Source organism: Kineococcus xinjiangensis, from assembly GCF_002934625.1.
Taxonomy (GTDB): Bacteria; Actinomycetota; Actinomycetes; order Actinomycetales; family Kineococcaceae; genus Kineococcus_A; species Kineococcus_A xinjiangensis.
In genome coordinates, this window is the sequence record NZ_PTJD01000009.1 from 1 (window position 1) to 16,135 (window position 16,135).

Here is a 16,135-nt window from a genome sequence, read left to right on the forward strand (position 1 = left end):
ACGACGAAGGGGCAACCTTCACATCATAACCAACTCAACCAGCAGATGACAACCATCAACTTCCCGGCCTCACCCGCCCGCCTCACCGGCTGACGAAGAGAACACTACCAGGATCCTGGCGTGCTCCCGACCACCCGGCCTGAGCCCGATGGCGCCTCATGCAGCTGTCCGGCCGTGAGGCCGTGACCGATGTTCCCCGTGTCCGGGGCGATCCGTCACAGCGGCTGCAACGGGAACTCCGCGACGGTTGTTCCCGGCCGGCAGACCGCGTTCAGCGCGACGTGTAGTCCATCGGCGCGGCGACGCCCGACTTGAGTGGTGCGGCCGACCGATGTGCGAGAGGCCCTGTGGATGCCGGCGGGGCGGCTGGTCACTGCCAGTCGAAGGTGTCCATGCGCCACCGGATGCGCTCCACCCACTGACGCACGTGCGGGGGCTCCACGTAACAGCCGAGGCTGATGAGCGCGGTCTGGAACGAGCCGTCGGGGAGCTGGAGGAGCTCGTCGAGCTGCGCACGCACCAGGGAGAGGAAGGCCTGCGACTCGTCCATCAGCAGGGCCCGCTGCACTCCCCAGGGGTACTGCCAGCGTGCGCCGTCCCGGCCGAAGTAGCCGCCGAAGACCTGCTCCAGCTGCGGCCAGCGGGTCCGATGGGTCTCGGCTCCCTCCGGCTCCTCCGGGGCGACGGGGTAGGCGGCCAGGGCGTGCAGGTCCGGGTTGCCCCAGGCGTCGGTCCGCTTCAGCACGACCACCCCGCGGGAGGTGGGGATGCGGCGGATGACCTCCTCCCCCCGCGCGTCGTGCTCGAGGGCGTCGCCGATGCGCCATCCGACGTCGCCGGTGAGGTGCAGGCGCAGCCCCGAGTCGGGACGCTCCAGCCATCGCGCGACCTTCTCCTCATGGCGCTCCATCAGCTCCTGGATGAGCAGCTTCTCGGCGGTCTCGTCGTGGAACTCGCCTGAGCGCTTGAGATGCGGGTAGAACGTCTGGGAGTTGCGGGGCAGCATTGTCCGAGGGTTGGAGATCGCTTCCTCGAGCCGCGACTCGGCCCACTCCACCCACCGCCGGTGCGAGAGCCCCTCCGGCGACTCCACCCACTGCAGGCCGAGCCGCAGGCAGAAGGCTGCGTGCTCCTCCTCGGACTGCGCGTTCCTCTTCACCTCGTGCCACTGCTCCAGGCAGGCGGGCAGGTCCTGCACCGCCGCCAGACCGCACTCGAAGGCCTCCCGAGGGTCGAGGATGTCCTCGTCGCAGTACGGGTAGCCCATGAATCCGATGAGGTCCCTCAGCAGAGGGTGCTTGAATCCGCTGCTCGACATCAGGTGGCTCCTTGCAGGTAGGCGGTGTGGATGGTCCAGACGCCGTCGACGCGGCGCAGGCGGATCAGGGCGGAGGTCGCGGGTGTCTCCGCGAAGCCGTCTCGCGTGCGGGTCATCACGACGCCGGCTGCAGGAGGTACGGGACCGGAGACCTCGATGTTCGTCTGCCCCGCGCCGATCTGCCGGCGGATGTGGTCCTCGCTGTCCCGGAGGATGCGGGTCATGTGGTGCTCGGCGGTGCGCACGTCGACCCACCGAGAGGCCACCGGCGGGGCAGGCAGCTTGCGCGTGCCGTCCGGCATGAGCGTGCCGAGCACCAGGCGGTCCCGCAGGTAGGCGTCGTCGACGTGGACGTGGCGACTCAGCGCGTGCGCGCCGCCCAGCCCCTCGTGTCGATCGAGGTCGACTCCCGCCAGCATCTCCTCGAGGGACTGCGGACGGTGCGGGAGGCGCCGCGGCGGAGCCGGGACGGCCTTGGCGACCCCGCGGGCGGCGACGACCGCCGCCAGCGCCCCGATGCCCTCGCCGGTGCGCCCCGCGCGGAAGTCCTCGACGCGGAGCGCCTCGGCGGCGGCCCGGCGGGGGTTGCGCACGTCCTCCGCGTAGGCACCGGGAACGCCTCGCACGGTGCGCCACCAGCCGGCGGGATCGTGCACCCAGCCGAAGGCGAGCACGCCGATCGCGGCGGCGGGCTGGACGACGCCCTCCGTGAGGAAGGTGCCCGCCCCGCCGGTGAGGTGCTCCCCCCAGGACCTCGGCCGCCCGGCGACGTCGTGGACGAGGGCGTCGAGGCGCCTCGCCAGCTCGCGGGAGGCCTCGTCGTGCTCCTTGACCAGGAGCCGCCGCGCGCGCAGGAGGCGGTCGACCTCCGCCGCGTCGACGGCGTAGGTGGCCAGGGCCTCGGCGCGCTGCATGCGGCGCTCTGCCTCCTCAGCGCCACGCACGAGGAGGCGCATCCGCGCCTTCCGGTCCACCAGCTGCCTGGCGTGGTCCTGGAGCAGCTCGGCGCCGGCGCGGGCGGTGTGGGTGAGGAGGTCGAGGTGCCCGTTGATCCGCGCGGCGGCCTCCGTGGCATTGGCCAGGGCCGCGCCCCGCCAGCGAGGCATCGAGGTCCGCGCCGCGGCCGACGACGCCGCCACGAGGTTCGCGGTCACGGCCGTGCCGGTGAGCACCCCCGCCGCCGACCCCGCCGCCGACGCATCCAGGTGGTCCAGCTCGCCGAGCACCTGGGTCGGACTCATCCGGCGCTCCTGGGAGCACCGGGGTCGTACGTCCCGCCGACGGCGAGCTCGGTCAGGTCGTACCCGTCAGCGGAGGCGCGGACCCTGCCGGCGAACTGCGTGAGCTCGGCGCCACCGGTCGTCGCCGCCCACGCGAGGGTCCTGAAGAAGCGCTCAGCGGCGTCCGCCGCGCCCCCGTAGCACCAGCCGCGCACCGCGGCGGCCTCGCCGGAGAGCGCCCCGGCGAGCGCGGCCGTCCGCTCGGCCGCATCGTCGTAGACGCGCGCCGCGGCCTGCAGCTCCGGGGTGTCGACCGCCATCTCCATGACGCCGAGCGAAGCCGCCGCGAGGCTCCGCGCCGTCGCTGTCCACAGGGATCACATCGTCCGGCGACCGTCCACAGGACGCCTGCGCCTCGATGACGTGACCGTGAGGAGCCGCTGCGTCGCGACGATGCGGTCCACGGCCGTCCGCGGGTCCTCGTGCTCCCACACGCGCAGGGGGAACCAGCCGGCAGCTCGCAGACGGGCATCGGTGTCGCGGTCACGTGCGACGACGCTCGCCAGCTTGACCCGCCACCACGCCGCGTTCGCCTTCGGGTGGTGCAGGTGGAGCGGGCAGGAGTGCCAGAAGCAGCCGTCGACGAAGACGGCCACGCGCGCGCCGCGCAGCAGCAGGTCAGCCCGGCGCCGGCGGTCGGTGCCGGGTGGGCTCACGTCGACGAGGAAGCGACGGCCACGCCGGTGGAGCTCCCGTCGCACCGCGAGCTCCGGCGCCGTGTCCCGGCGGCGGGTGCGGCGCATGACGCGCGCGGCAGCCGGCGAGGAGGCGGGAGGAGCGGGGCCGGGATCGACAGCGGGTGGCACCAGCCGTGCCTAGCGACCGCCACCGACAGCACGCGGAGGCGCCGGGACCGACGGCGCCAGGAGAAGGGGCCGGGGGTCAGTCCCCCAGCGGGAGGGTGAGCTGCTCAGCGCGGAGACCGGGACGACCCGGCAGGCGGGCGGCGGCTCGCGCACGGGCCCCGACCGAGCGGACGCAGCGCTTGCAGCGGCGCGAGACCGCATCGCCGACGGACCAGAACGCCGGCTTCCACGTCGGCCCCTCGAGGCACCCGCACAGCATCACCAGCCCCTGGTAGCCGGCGGACGGCGCACCGTCCCGCGGCAGGTGCAGGGTTCCCCGCTCCGGGCCCTTCGCGTCGTAGCGCCGCTGCCCACCGCGCACACGACTGGCCACCGGCGCACGGTAGCGCCGCGACGATCACCTCGCGCCGGGAAGCCTCAGGGAGCGACCAGCACGTTGGTCGCCGCGAGGGCCGTCAGGTCCACCGGGGAGCTCTCCACCGCCACCGTCCCCTGGATGTCCAGCCACTCGCCACCGGCCACCGAGTACTCGCCCGCGTAGGTGGTGCTCAGGGAGACGGCGTAGGTGCCGGGCCGGGCGTAGGTGTGGGTCGTGCGCATCCGCGGGTAGGGCGCCCCGGGATCACGGGTGGGTCCGAGCGACGCTCCGTCCCCGAAGTCCCACGTGTAGGAGACGGGCGTCGCGCGGATGCGGACGGGGAAGCCCAGGACGGTCGCGGAGACCGTCAACGGCTCGGCGCGCGCGTACACGTTCACCGGCACGTTGATGCCCACCCGGCCGCTGCCCGGCTGGACCGCCGGCAGACCGCCCGACAGCGGCAGCCTGCGCAGGTCCGAGGCGGTGACGACCGGCAGGAGCACCGGCGGCTCGCCCGGTGCCGGGGGCGCACCGCCGCGGCATCGGGTCGCGCCCGGCACCCACTGCCGTTCCGGGCTCGCAGCCGCGTCCCCGGTGTATGTGGTGCCCATCCACTGCCCCGGTGGGCAGCCGCGGGACGCGCCGGTGCACCCGACGCCCGAGATGCGGCCCATGGCGTCGGGCTGGTTGCCCGGGCAGGCGCCGACGGTGACCTGGACGGTGCGGGGAGGCTCGGGGGTGGGGCGTGTGGGTGCAAGGCGGGTGGGGGATGAGCCCTTGGGCTGGCCCTTACCTACTGGCTTGCACGAGCGCTCGCCACCGACGGTGAAGTGTCGATCGCCGTTCTGACCCGAGTGCTCGTACCTGCAGTCAGCCGCCGCCGCTATGGGCGAGATCAGAACGCTGAGGCTGAACACCGCGACCACATTTGTCGCCAGAAGCCACGGCTTCACTCGGCAGGCCCGAACCAATGCACCTTCCACTGGCCCTCAACCCACATGAGGTAAAGGCGGGTGTGGTGCTTCTCCACCGCCTCGACTTCCTCAAGCAACTCCCCACTGCTATCGCGAAGTCGCCATGCTGGCCAGCCATATGTGAGATCTAGATCAGCGGTTCCAGCCTCGGCGTCATAGGAGTGGAGAGTGGCCTCGCGGAACAACAACCGCAGCCCGTCGGAAACTTCTCCTCGGGCTGCGTCCTCATCCTCGTCACCGGCCTCATCGAGGCAGTGGGTGCAGTTCTCCAACGAGACGGAGCGCAGGAGGCTCGAGTCATTCGCCAGCGACGCGTGCTCCAGGACCCGGACGAAGTAGGACGCGAAGGCGAGCGCTCCCTCGGGGGTGCGCTCGCCCTCGTCGCGGTAGAACTCCGGCAGCGGGACCGCCGGGGCCGGAGCGGCAGCAGGCGGCGCCTCCGGGACGGCCGGTGCCGCGTCGACCGCGGGGTCCACCGGCACCTCAGGGCTCGCCGGGGCACCGGGCGCGGCGCTCGGCGGTGGCGCGACGGGCGCGGGCGCCGCCCCGGCCGCGGAGCAGGCCGCGCACGCCACGGCGAGGAGCGCCGCTGCGGCGGCACGGGTCAGCGGGAGACGGCGCACCCGGGAACGCTAGGCCGCGGCGCCGCCGTGCCGCGGACGCCTGTGGACAACTCCGCGTCAGTGGTCGTGGTCGCAGCCCTCGTGGTCGTGGTCGGAGTCGTCCCCCATGAGGGCGACCACGACGTTGGCCAGCGCCGGCCACAGGCCCCGCGGCGGCACGTATCCGCCGTCGACCACCAGCACGCCCGCCGCCGTCAGCCGGTCCAGCAGCGAGGTGACCGTGGGGAGGACCGCTCCGGGGTCGGTGCCGTCCTCGGCCTCGCCCTCGGGAAGCAGGTCCGCGAGCGCACCCGGTTCCACGGGGTCCCCGACCATGCCGCTGGTGACGACGGCCACGAGCAGCGCCGGCACCGCGTCCGAGGCGTCCTCCTCGTCGACGGCGGGCAACTGCTCCAGCACCCACACCGTCAGGGCGTCGCGCCGCAGCTCGCGGACCTCTTCGGGGGTCCCCGCGCGCCAGGTCCGTGCCGCCGGGCCGGGGCGGACGCCGTCGTCGTCGACCTCGACCAGGTCCAGCTCCCGCATGACGTCGAGGACGTCGGAGGGGGCGGCGGTGGGCTCGTCGAGCAGGGCGGAGAGCTGGGCCGTGAGCGGCAGGGCGGCGAGGGCGGCGTCCTCCTCCTCGTCGCTCACCGACTCCGCCGCCTCGAGGGCGACCTCGTCGGCGGAGGCGTCGTCGAGGGCCCCGAAGCACTCCTCGAGGTCCTCCGGGGAGCCGGTCCAGCGGCGGGTGTCCTCCAGGAAGAGGAGGAAGAGCTCCCACGTGTCCGCGACGGCCGACATCAGCTCCTCCTCGTCCCAGCCCTGCTGGCGGCCGAAGGCGCTGAGGACCGGGGAGTCCAGCTCGCCGAGGAGCAGGTCGAGGTCGTGGGCCGACCAGCGGGTCGCGGTCTGGGGGCCGACCTGAGTGGTCCGGGTCCGCTTGAGCAGCCAGTCCATCGACTCCGCGAGGACGGTGAGGACGTCGCCCGGGCCGAGCGGGGAGTCCCCCTCGGAGGTGGTGTGCTCGGCCAGCCAGGCGGTGAACGGCGTCGCGAGCGCGAGCAGCGCCCGGTTGCCGAGGTGCGCGGAGGCGGTGTTGCGCCTGCGCGGGGAGCCCGGCCGGTGGTTCGCGGGACGGGTGTTCTTGGACATCGTGGAGCTCCCAGCTGCGGGCGGTGGTGGCGGCACGACCGTACTGGCTGCTCCCGCCGGGGACGGGGTCGACGGCGCTGTCCGGGGCGTGCAGCAGCATGGGGCCGTGCGATCCCCCTCCCGCCCTCGGACCGCAGGAGCCCTGCCGTGAGGGTGCTGCACGCCCTGTGGGCGGGCCCCGCGGGTGTCGTGTGGTGGGTGGAGCGCTCGCCCGGGAGGCGGGCGGACGGTTCGGCGCTGCACCCGGGGGCGCTCAGCGTCCGGGAGGTGCGGCGCCTGGCCCAGGGCGGCTCGACCGCGGTGCGGGAAGCGCTGGCCGGGGCGGCGGACACCGTGCAGGTGCTGCTGCCCTGCGCGGGGACCGAGCCGCTGCCGACTCCCGACCTGCTGCGGCGGTTGCCGCGCCCACGCGCCGGTGACGCCGCCACGGGTGCGTGCTCCCTCGCCGTGGTGGGGGTTCCGGTGGTCCGGCCGGGCCTGCCCGCGAGCGTCGCGGCGCTGTGCGCGCTGGCGGCGCTGGAGGAGGGGGCGGACCTGGGCGCGGACCTCGTCGCGGGGGCGGCGACGCGGTTCCTGGCGCGCTTCGTGCGCGACGTGGTGGCCCTGGCCGACGCCGGGCGGATCAGCCCCGTGCTGGCCGGGGCGTGGCCGGACGTCCGCCCGGTCTGGTTCCCCACCCAGGACGACGACGTGCGGGCCTGGTTCGACGCGAGCGCCGAGGCCCTGCCCCCGGTGCTGCGCGCCGTGGTGCCCGGGGGTGGACGCGCCCGGCACGGGCGGCCGGCGTCGGAGGTCCTGGTGGAGGTCGTGGTCGACGTGCTCGCGGCGGTCGTCGAGGAGCGGCTGCGCACCGCCGCGGAGCACGGGCTGCCGTGGCGGGAGGCGGTGCGCCGGGCCGGGCACCCGCTGCTGACGTCGCTGGCGCACGGCACGCCGCTGCAGGTGCCGCAGCGGCGGCTGGAACCGCTGCGCGCCCAGCTCGGGGAGTGGGCGTCCTCGCAGCGGCGGCGGCAGCTGGAGGTGGTGCTGCGCCTGGTGGAGCCCGACGACGACGGCGGCGGAGACGTGCCGGAGCCCGAGGGGTGGCTGCTCGACGTGGGCCTGCGCATCGACGGGGAGGCGCCGCTGTCCCGCAGCGACCTCGACGGTGACGCGGAGGCGCTGGACGCCCTGACCGACGGCCTGGCCAGGGCGGTGCGCGCCCACCCGCCGCTGCGCTCCCTGGAGCGGGTCGCGGGCGCGGACCTGCGGCTGGCGCTGGGCGCGGAGGCGGTGCTCGACCTCGTCGACCGCGGCGCGGGGCGGCTGGCGCGCGCGGGCCTGGTGCTGCTGCTGCCCCGCAGCTGGGCGCGGATGGAGCCGAGCCTGCGGATGCACGCCGAGAGCCCCGCGCGGGTCGACGTGCTGGACCGGCAGTTCGGGATGGACCGGCTGGTGACGTGGAACTGGCGGGTGGCGCTGGGTCCGCACGAGCTGAGCGAGCAGGAGCTGGACCTCCTCGCGGAGTCGAAGTCGGGGCTGGTGCGGCTGCGCGGGGAGTGGGTCCGGCTGGACCCGCGCACGCTGGCGGCGGTGCACCGGTTCGTGCGGAACTCCCGGGGTGGGGCGGCGACGTTCTCCGGTCTGCTCGGGCAGCTCGCCGGCGCGGAGCCGCCGCCGGCGCCGGTGGAGGACGTGCGCGCGACGGGCTGGCTCGGGGAGCTGCTCGCGGGCGAGGCGGAGCACCGCATCGAGGAGGTGCCGGCGCCGTCCGCGCTGGCCGCGACGCTGCGCCCCTACCAGCGGCGGGGCCTGTCGTGGCTGGCGTTCATGGACCGCCTCGGCCTGGGGGCGGTGCTGGCCGACGACATGGGCCTCGGCAAGACCGTGCAGGTGCTGGCGCTGCTGCTGCACGAGCGGGAGCTGCACGGCGCGCAGCGGCCGGGACCGACGCTGCTGGTGTGCCCGATGTCGCTGGTGGGCAACTGGGCGCGGGAGGCGGCGCGCTTCGCCCCGTCCCTGCGGGTCGTCGTCCACCACGGCGGGGGCCGGGCGCGCGGGGAGCAGGTCACGGCGCTGGCGGAGGCCGATCTGGTCGTCACGACGTACGGGTTGCTGGACAAGGACCTCGCCGCGCTGCGGGAGGTCCCGTGGCGGCGGCTGGTGCTGGACGAGGCGCACCACGTGAAGAACTCCTCGACGCGGCAGGCGCGCGCGGTGCGGCAGGTCCCGGCGGCGAGGCGGGTGGCGCTGACGGGAACACCGGTGGAGAACCGGCTGGAGGAGCTGCGCGGGGTGCTGGACGCGGTGGCGCCGGGGGTGCTGGGGTCGGCGGCGGCGTTCCGGCAGCGCTTCGCCCGCCCGATCGAGCGGGACGGGGACGCGGCGGTCGCGGCGCGGCTGCGGACGGTGACGCGGCCGTTCGTGCTGCGCCGGGTGAAGACGGACCGCTCGGTCATCGCGGACCTGCCGGAGAAGGTCGAGATGGTCGTCCCGGTGAACCTCACGCGCGAGCAGGCGGCGCTGTACCGGGCGACGGTGGCGGAACTGCTGAAGAAGGTGGACGAACTCACGCCGATGCAGCGGCGGGGGCTGGTGCTGCGGACGCTGACGCGGCTGAAGCAGATCTGCAACCACCCCGCGCACTTCCTCTCCGACGGCTCGCCGCTGCTGACGCGGGGCCGGCACCGCTCCGGCAAGCTCGCCGCGGTGGAGGACGTCGTGGAGTCCCTGCTGGCCGAGGGGGACAAGGCGCTGCTGTTCACGCAGTTCGCGGAGTTCGGCCACCTGCTCGTGCCGTACCTCTCGGACCGGTTCGGCGTGGAGGTCCCGTTCCTGCACGGTGGGGTGGCGCGGACCCGGCGGGACGCGATGGTGGCGCGCTTCCAGGCGGAGGACGGGCCGCCGCTGATGCTGCTGTCGCTGAAAGCGGGCGGTTCGGGGCTGAACCTGACCGCGGCGAGCCACGTCGTCCACCTGGACCGCTGGTGGAACCCCGCGGTGGAGAACCAGGCCACCGACCGGGCGTTCCGCATCGGGCAGCAGCGCCGGGTGCAGGTCCGCAAGCTCGTCAGCATCGGCACGGTGGAGGAGCGCATCGACGCCACTCTCACGGAGAAGTCGGAGCTGGCGGACCTGGTCCTCGCCCGGGAGACGGGGGCGGGCGAGGGGTGGGTCACGGAACTGGACACCGCGGCGCTGCGGGAGCTGCTGACCCTGTCGCCGGAGGCCGTCGGTGAGTGACCTGAGGCTGCGGCTGCCCCCGTGGGGGGCGCTGCTCGCCCGGCGGGTGCAGCTGGGCAGCGAGCACGGCCGCTACCAGCGGGGCACCGGGCTGCTGCGGGCCGGTGCCGTCACCGACGTGCGGACGGTGGGCGGTTCCCTCGTGGGATCGGTCCGGGGCTCGGCGGACGTGCCGTACCAGGTGGCGATGGCCGTGCTGCCGCTGACGGAGGCGCAGGTGCAGCGGGTCGCGGACGCGGTCGCGGTGGAGCCGTCGCTGCTGCTGGACCTGTTCGGGCGCCAGGATGCGGCCGCGGCGCACGCCCTCAGCGCCGGGACGGGCGTGGAACTGCTGCCCGCCGAGCGCAACCTCCTGCACTTCGCCTGCACGTGCCCGGACCCGCAGGAGCCGTGCAAGCACGCCGTGGCCCTGGCGCTGGCGGGCGCGGACCTGGTGCTGGACACCCCCGCGCTGTGGCTGCTGCTGCGGGGCTTTCCGCTGGAGGAGGTCGCCGGGGACCTGTTGGCCGAGGAGGACGTCGCGCTGGAGGGGGACCCGGACGCGTACTTCTCCCCCGCCGGGGAGGTGCCGGCGCTGCGGACGGGGGCGTCGGCGCGCACCGGTGTGGAGGCGCGCGACGCGGACCTGCTGCGGGCGGTGCTGCGGCCCGACCTGCCCCGGCTGCCCCGCACGTCGCGCGCATCGGTGGAGGCCCGGGTGGACGCCGCCGTGGACGCGCTGCGGGTGCTGTACGACGCGGTGGTGCGGCCGGACCCGCCCGGCCGGTGAGGCAGCCGCGGCTCGCCGGGCCCGACGGTGGTGGTCACCGCCGCGCCGAGGCGGCACCGGGCGCGGTCAGCGCGACGTCGCCCAGGTGTGGAACGCCACCGCCGCCGCCGTCGCGACCGCCGGGAAGGCCAGCACGAGGAACGCCGCGAAGGCGCGGTCCACGCGCCAGCGCCCCAGCCACCGGCCCACGTCGGCCGGCGCCGCCACGGACCGCACCGCCGCCAGGGCCTCCTCGCGGCGCACCCAGGCCGGGGCGAGGCCCACCAGGGCCGCGAGGATCCCCGCGGCCAGCACCACCCCCGGCAGCGCCGGCGGGACGAGCGCCACGAGCACCGCCCCCGACCCCGCCGCCGCCGTCCCGGGGACGACCACCGCGGAGCGCGCGAAGACGACGCCCGCGACCAGCGCGAGCACCCCGCACACCACGGCCGCGACGAGCACGGTCACCGGCACGGCGCTCACTGCTCCCCCACCCGCTGCTGCGGGATGGCCACCGCGGGGGTGGCGTGCACGTGGGTGCTCAGCCCGTGCGTCGTCTTCTCCCAGTAGAACGGCTTCGACACCAGCTGCCACAGCGCCTTGTACGAGGCCACGGAGTGCAGCACCCAGTACAGGGGCGCCAGCAGCGCGAACGGCGCGAGCCGGTAGTTGCCGCGCGCGAAGACCGCCAGCAGGTGGAAGAACACCACCGCCGCGTTGCCCACGGCGAGGTTCACCAGCGCGACGACCTGCACCCACTCCGGAAGGCCGCCCAGGACGGACGGGAAGAACAGCGACACCAGGAACAGCGCCCACAGCGGCGGGCCCGCCAGGAAGGACAGCGGCGTCCCGCCGATCAGCAGGAGGAACCCGAGGGACTTCCACACGCCGATGGTCCGCACCAGGCGCACCGGGTTGCGGGTGTGCACGAGGCACGTCTGCATGTACCCCTTGATCCAGCGGCTGCGCTGCCGGATCCAGTTCCCCACCGCGACGTTGGCCTCCTCGAACGTCGTGGAGCGGATCACCGCCACCCGCCCGCCGCGGGCTGCGGAACGGATGCCGAGGTCGGCGTCCTCGGTGACGTTGTAGGGGTCCCAGCCGCCGAGCTCCCGCAGGGGTTCGACCCGGAAGTGGTTGCTGGTGCCGCCGAGCGGGATCGGCAGCCCGAGGCGGTCCAGGCCGGGCAGGGTGTTGTCGAACCAGGCGGAGTACTCCAGCGTGAACATCCGCGTCAGCAGGTTCTCGTCGGCGTTGAAGTAGTTCAGGGCGGCCTGCACGCAGACCAGGTCGTCGCCGCCGTCGCGGAACGCCGCCACGGCCTTGCGCAGCTGGTCCGGGTCGGGGCGGTCCTCCGCGTCGAAGATGACGACCAGCTCGCCCTGGGCGAACGCCAGCCCGATGTTGCAGGCCCGCGGCTTCGTCTTCGGGGTCGAATCCGGCAGCACCAGCACGCGCACGATCTCCGGCGGCGCGGCGGCCAGCGCGGCCTCGAACGTCTCCGGGTCGTCCTCCTCCAGCAGCAGGAGGATCTCCAGCTTCTCCCGGGGGTAGTCCAGCGTGGCGAGGTTGTGCATCAACGTGGAGACGACGCTCGCCTCCTTGTACGCCGGGACGAGGATCGTGTACATCGGCAGGTCCTCGTCCGGGATGCGCTCACCGGCGCTCTCCGGTTCGCGCGGCACGTCCTCCGAGGCGATGCCGGCCAGCCCGATCAGCAGCTTCGCGAAGACGCTGCCCGCGAAGGCGACGTTGAGGGCGGCCACCAGGACCAGAACCGTCGCCGACGGCCACAGCAGCAGCCCGGCCACCGTCGCGGCGAGGAGCAGCAGGAGGACGAGCACCTGGGGGCGGGTGACCACCCGGGACGCCGACAGCTCCGGGGAGCGCTCGCGCAGTGAGTTCACGGCGGACTCGATGAGCTGGTTCCGCCACGCCACGCGCAGCGCCCGGTGGACGTCCCAGTCGGTCGTCACGAACTGCCGGACGGCGTCGACGCCGAGGACCGCGCGGACGTGCTCCTCGACCTGGTCGCAGGGGCGCCCCGAGGCGGCCACCACGGCGGTGGTCCGGCCGTCCTCGCCGGTCTCCACCCGCAGCGGCACCCAGCCCTGCTCCGCGAGGAGGGCCGGGTCGAAGCGGGGCGGCAGGGCGGGGTCGATGTCCTGCGGGTCGACGTAGACGAGCTCCGACTGCCAGACGTCGGCCAGGGCGGAGTACAGGTCGCGGCGCGTGATCGCCTCGCGGGCCAGGAGCACCGTGCCGAGCGGGGTGCCGACGCGGCGGTGCTGGCGCAGCGCCGACTCCAGCAGTTCCGGCTCGACCAGGCGCCGTTCCAGCAGCACCTCCCCCAGGCGCGCGGAGGCGGACCGGAGCGGGCTGCCGAAGGCAGCGGCCGCTCCGGCCCGCAGGTCCGGAGGAGTGGTCACCCATGAGGGATCGACCACCCGGGGGACGGAGTGGACGGGCAGTCACCCGGATGGGGGTTGCGGCCGGCGCCGCGGTGGATCACACCGGCTGCAGCCCCGGGTTCCCCGCCTCCGTCACGAAGGAGGCACGGGTGCGCACCGCAGCACCCGGCTGCGACACCCGGTCCAGCACCCGGAAGTCCGCGCGCAGCTGCTGCCGGTCCAGCCGCGCCACCACGTAGCCGCGCTGGTCGCTGGCGAGCTTCAGGTCGGGGTTGTCCGCCAACTGGCTCCGGCCCGCGGCGTACTCGTCGCTGCCGTCCCCGCCGGAGGTGATGGACGTGCACACCAGCTCCACCCCGATCGGGTCCGCGTCCGCGTCCGACGGGTTGCGGGTGAGGTCCGCGGCGTAGTGCTTGTGCACGTCACCGGTGAGCACGACGGGGTTCTCCACGCCGCGCTCCACGAAGGCGTCGAGGAGGCGCTGCCGGCTGGCGGTGTAGCCGTCCCAGGAGTCCGGGTTGAAGCCGCGCGCGGCCCCCGGGAGGTAGTCGTGCTCGTGCACCATCACCTGCTGCGCGAGGACGTCCCACGTCGCCGGCGAGCGCTGCAGGCCGTCCAGCAGCCACGCCTCCTGCTGCGCCCCGAGCATGCTGCGGTTCGGGTCGTCGCGCTCCGGGCTGTGCGCGGGGAACCGGTCCCCGTTCGGCTGGTCGTCGCGGTACTGGCGGGTGTCGAGGACGTGGAACTCCGCCAGCCTTCCCCAGGAGAAGCGGCGGTAGAGCTGCAGGTCCACCCCGTTCGGGCGGGAGGCAGCGCGCAGCGGCATGTTCTCGTAGTACGCCTGGTAGGCGGCGGCGCGGCGGGCGGCGAACTGCTCCGGCGTCGGGTACGGGTCCTGCTCCTCGGCGACGAGGTCGGCGTAGTTGTTCTCGAACTCGTGGTCGTCCCACGTGACGATCCACGGCGCGGCGGCGTGCGCGGCCTGCAGGTCCGGGTCCGTCTTGTACTGCGAGTGCCGCTGCCGGTAGCCCGCCAGGGTCGTCGTCTCCGGGCCCAGGTGGTCGCGGACGTTGCCGGACTTCGCGACGTAGTCGTTCGCCTCGTACTCGTAGATGTAGTCGCCGAGGAACAGCACGACGTCCGGCTGCTCCTCCGCGAGGCGCCGGTACGCGGTGAACCAGCCGTGCTCGTACTGCGCGCACGAGGCGAACGCCATCGTCAGCGGCGACGCCCACGTGTGCGGCGCCGGGGCGGTGCGCGTCATGCCCACCGGGGAGACGTGCGCGGTGCGGCCGGGCACGCGGAAGCGGTACCAGAACTCCCGGCCCGCGGGCAGGCCGGCCAGCTCCACGTGCACGCTGTGCGCGAGCGCGGGGCGCGCCACCTGCCCGCCGCGGCGCACGATCCGGCGGAACCCCGGGTCGGCCGCCAGCTCCCACTGCACGGGCACCGGGTGGTCCGGCATCCCGCCGCAGCCGTCCTCCGCGTCCGGCTGCGGCGCGAGCCGCGTCCACAGCACCACGCCGTCCGGGGTGGGGTCGCCGGACGCGACGCCGAGGGTGAACGGGTCCCCGAGGGGGCGGTCCTGCGGGCGTGCGCCGGCGGTGAGCAGTCCCGCACCGAGGGCGGCGCCACCGCCCAGCAGGGTGCGGCGGGCGAGAGTGGGAGTGGGAGTGGGCGCGGGCATGGGGCTCCTCCGGCGGTGCTGCGGGTTCCGGTGCGTCCGGCCTCCGGAGCGTCGCGGGGGCGGACTGCGCGACGGCTGCCGCGGCGTGGAGGTGCGGTGAACTCGCCGTGACCGGTTGTCCGCCCTATCCGCGGTCCGCCAGGTCGGCGACGCGCTGCCGGGCGCCCGCCTGGATCAGACCCGAGTCCGTGGCGGCCGCGACGAAGCGGAACCCCAGGTCGAGGAAACGGGCGCTGCGCTCCGCGGTCGAGCCGAACGCACCCGGCACCACACCGCGCTCCCGGCAGGCGCGGACGACCGTGGGCAGCGGGTCGTCCGCCCCGTCCGCCGCCAGCAGGGCGTCGACGTCCGTGCCCAGTTCCAGCGACAGGTCGAACGGGCCGACGAAGACGACGTCCACGCCCTCCGTCGCGGCGATGGCGTCCACGTTCGCCAGGCCGTCGCGCGTCTCCACCATCACCGCGCAGATCGCGGCGGCGTCCGCCTCCGCCGGGGCGGGCGCGGACAGCGCGGCGTCCAGGGCGTGCGGGCCCCAGCTGCGGTTGCCCGTCGGGGCGTAGCGGCACGCGCGGGCGGCATGCCGGGCCTGCTCCGGAGTGCTCACCATCGGGACGACCACGCCCGCCGCCCCCGCGTCCAGCGCCCGGCCGATGTCCTGGGTGTCCAGGCGCGGCGGGCGGACCAGCACCGGCGCGTCGGTGGCGGTGGTGCCGCGCAGGCAGTCGCGCACCGAGCGGTCGTCGTGCTCGCCGTGCTGCATGTCGAGGACGACCCACCGGAAGCCGCTACGGGCCAGCGAGGCCACCGCAGCGGGCGACGCCAGGCTGGACCAGCCGCCGAGGAGGGGGCCGGGAGAGGTGAGGAGGGGGTGGGGCACGGGGAGCTCCTGGGGTGGGTCGGGACGGGACCGGACTGGGTGGAACGATCCTGCCCGCACCCCGGTGCCCGCGACGACGGCGCCGCCGCGGGCCGACCGTCACCCCCGTCGGGCTCGGACGGCCGCGAGGAGGACCTCGTAGGACAGCACGGCCCGCAGCACCCCCAGCAGTGCGTCGACGTCCTCGCCCGGCTCGCGGAGCTCCCGCAGGAGCAGCGCGTCCGGCGAGGCACCGCCGCTCGCGGCACGGGCACGACGAGCCTCCCTGGCCGGGAGGTCGTGGTCGGACACCGCAACGGCGAGGGCGCAGCGCACGGCGTCGGCGGGTGCGCCCTGCAGCGTGGCCAGGACCTCCTCGCACGCCGTGAGCCACGCGTCGTCGTCCGGCTCGGAGTCCTCCATCTCGTCGACGACGACGTCGTCCACGAGCATCGACACGGCCCACCAGGCGGGCACGACCCCCTCGTGGTCGTCGAACGGCAGCGCGAGCGCCCGCTCGGCCAGGCGCCGGGCACGCGGCTCGTCGCCGTCGCGCAGGGCGTGCAACGCCTTCGCCAGCAGGTTCTCCGCCGCCGCCTGCAGGGCGAAGCTGGCGTCGGACATCTCCCGCCGGGCCGGCGTCGGGTCGCCGAAGGCACTGGACGGGAGTTCTTCGAGAGCCGACGGCGGACGTTCAGAGACCACCGCGCGACGGTAG

15 protein-coding genes are annotated in these 16,135 nt (G+C 74.9%); 2 read left to right on the forward strand and 13 right to left on the reverse strand.

All coding sequences use genetic code 11. The features are described from left to right. Nucleotides 1-370: 370 nt before the first annotated feature. The 8 genes from CLV92_RS12935 to CLV92_RS12970 form a co-directional block, all read right to left on the reverse strand. Nucleotides 371-1,318: a hypothetical protein gene (locus CLV92_RS12935; RefSeq protein WP_104433258.1), complete on the reverse strand. Its 948-nt coding sequence runs from the start codon at nt 1,316-1,318 to the stop codon at nt 371-373. After that, nucleotides 1,318-2,559 (reverse strand): RNase A-like domain-containing protein, encoded by a 1,242-nt coding sequence (locus CLV92_RS12940; protein ID WP_104433259.1) that lies wholly within the window; start codon nt 2,557-2,559, stop codon nt 1,318-1,320. The genes CLV92_RS12935 and CLV92_RS12940 overlap by 1 nt, the downstream gene beginning before the upstream one ends. Then, nucleotides 2,556-2,864: a WXG100 family type VII secretion target gene (locus CLV92_RS12945; protein WP_104433260.1), complete on the reverse strand. Its 309-nt coding sequence runs from the start codon at nt 2,862-2,864 to the stop codon at nt 2,556-2,558. Before CLV92_RS12945 ends, CLV92_RS12940 begins: the two co-directional genes overlap by 4 nt. A gap of 51 nt (nt 2,865-2,915) precedes the next feature. Next, nucleotides 2,916-3,341, reverse strand: a complete 426-nt coding sequence (locus CLV92_RS12950; RefSeq protein WP_104433261.1) for a PDDEXK family nuclease — start codon at nt 3,339-3,341, stop codon at nt 2,916-2,918. Nucleotides 3,342-3,480: 139 nt separating this feature from the next. Next, nucleotides 3,481-3,777, reverse strand: a complete 297-nt coding sequence (locus tag CLV92_RS12955) for a hypothetical protein (RefSeq protein ID WP_146099520.1) — start codon at nt 3,775-3,777, stop codon at nt 3,481-3,483. A 44-nt stretch (nt 3,778-3,821) separates the two neighbouring features. Then, nucleotides 3,822-4,265 (reverse strand): PKD domain-containing protein, encoded by a 444-nt coding sequence (locus tag CLV92_RS12960; protein WP_158257234.1) that lies wholly within the window; start codon nt 4,263-4,265, stop codon nt 3,822-3,824. Nucleotides 4,266-4,711: 446 nt separating this feature from the next. Next, nucleotides 4,712-5,359, reverse strand: coding sequence for a DUF6318 family protein (locus tag CLV92_RS12965; protein WP_146099521.1), 648 nt, complete (start codon nt 5,357-5,359; stop codon nt 4,712-4,714). A 57-nt stretch (nt 5,360-5,416) separates the two neighbouring features. After that, the gene (locus CLV92_RS12970; protein ID WP_104433265.1) at nt 5,417-6,493 is read right to left on the reverse strand and encodes a hypothetical protein; all 1,077 of its coding nucleotides are present in this window, start codon (nt 6,491-6,493) and stop codon (nt 5,417-5,419) included. A 147-nt stretch (nt 6,494-6,640) separates the two neighbouring features. On the opposite strand from CLV92_RS12970, the gene CLV92_RS12975 reads away from it, so the two are divergent. Both CLV92_RS12975 and CLV92_RS21000 read left to right on the forward strand, forming a co-directional pair. After that, entirely contained in the window at nt 6,641-9,715 is a 3,075-nt protein-coding gene (locus CLV92_RS12975; RefSeq protein ID WP_104433266.1) for a DEAD/DEAH box helicase, read from the forward strand. Continuing rightward, entirely contained in the window at nt 9,708-10,484 is a 777-nt protein-coding gene (locus CLV92_RS21000) for a hypothetical protein (protein WP_146099522.1), read from the forward strand. The genes CLV92_RS12975 and CLV92_RS21000 overlap by 8 nt, the downstream gene beginning before the upstream one ends. A gap of 66 nt (nt 10,485-10,550) precedes the next feature. Here CLV92_RS21000 and CLV92_RS12985 read toward each other — a convergent pair whose 3' ends face one another. The 5 genes from CLV92_RS12985 to CLV92_RS13005 all read right to left on the reverse strand — a co-directional run bounded on the left by CLV92_RS12985 (nt 10,551) and on the right by CLV92_RS13005 (nt 16,122). Beyond that, nucleotides 10,551-10,946, reverse strand: a complete 396-nt coding sequence (locus CLV92_RS12985) for a hypothetical protein (protein WP_104433267.1) — start codon at nt 10,944-10,946, stop codon at nt 10,551-10,553. Continuing rightward, entirely contained in the window at nt 10,943-12,892 is a 1,950-nt protein-coding gene (locus CLV92_RS12990; protein WP_211291107.1) for a glycosyltransferase, read from the reverse strand. Before CLV92_RS12990 ends, CLV92_RS12985 begins: the two co-directional genes overlap by 4 nt. Nucleotides 12,893-12,971: 79 nt before the next feature. Beyond that, nucleotides 12,972-14,561, reverse strand: coding sequence for an alkaline phosphatase D family protein (locus CLV92_RS12995; protein WP_104433268.1), 1,590 nt, complete (start codon nt 14,559-14,561; stop codon nt 12,972-12,974). Nucleotides 14,562-14,685: 124 nt separating this feature from the next. Continuing rightward, nucleotides 14,686-15,438, reverse strand: a complete 753-nt coding sequence (locus CLV92_RS13000) for an HpcH/HpaI aldolase family protein (RefSeq protein WP_158257235.1) — start codon at nt 15,436-15,438, stop codon at nt 14,686-14,688. Between the two features lie 99 nt (nt 15,439-15,537). Continuing rightward, complete coding sequence (locus CLV92_RS13005) at nt 15,538-16,122, reverse strand: hypothetical protein (RefSeq protein WP_146099523.1); 585 nt, start codon at nt 16,120-16,122, stop codon at nt 15,538-15,540. Nucleotides 16,123-16,135: the final 13 nt, after the last annotated feature.

Coding starts and splice junctions, on each gene's coding strand:
- CLV92_RS12995 (WP_104433268.1), bottom strand. CDS start 14,561: ATGCCCGCGCCCACTCCCACTCCCACTCTCGCCCGCCGCACCCTGCTG.
- CLV92_RS12935 (WP_104433258.1), bottom strand. CDS start 1,318: ATGTCGAGCAGCGGATTCAAGCACCCTCTGCTGAGGGACCTCATCGGA.
- CLV92_RS12970 (WP_104433265.1), bottom strand. CDS start 6,493: ATGTCCAAGAACACCCGTCCCGCGAACCACCGGCCGGGCTCCCCGCGC.
- CLV92_RS12945 (WP_104433260.1), bottom strand. CDS start 2,864: ATGGAGATGGCGGTCGACACCCCGGAGCTGCAGGCCGCGGCGCGCGTC.
- CLV92_RS12950 (WP_104433261.1), bottom strand. CDS start 3,341: ATGCGCCGCACCCGCCGCCGGGACACGGCGCCGGAGCTCGCGGTGCGA.
- CLV92_RS12940 (WP_104433259.1), bottom strand. CDS start 2,559: ATGAGTCCGACCCAGGTGCTCGGCGAGCTGGACCACCTGGATGCGTCG.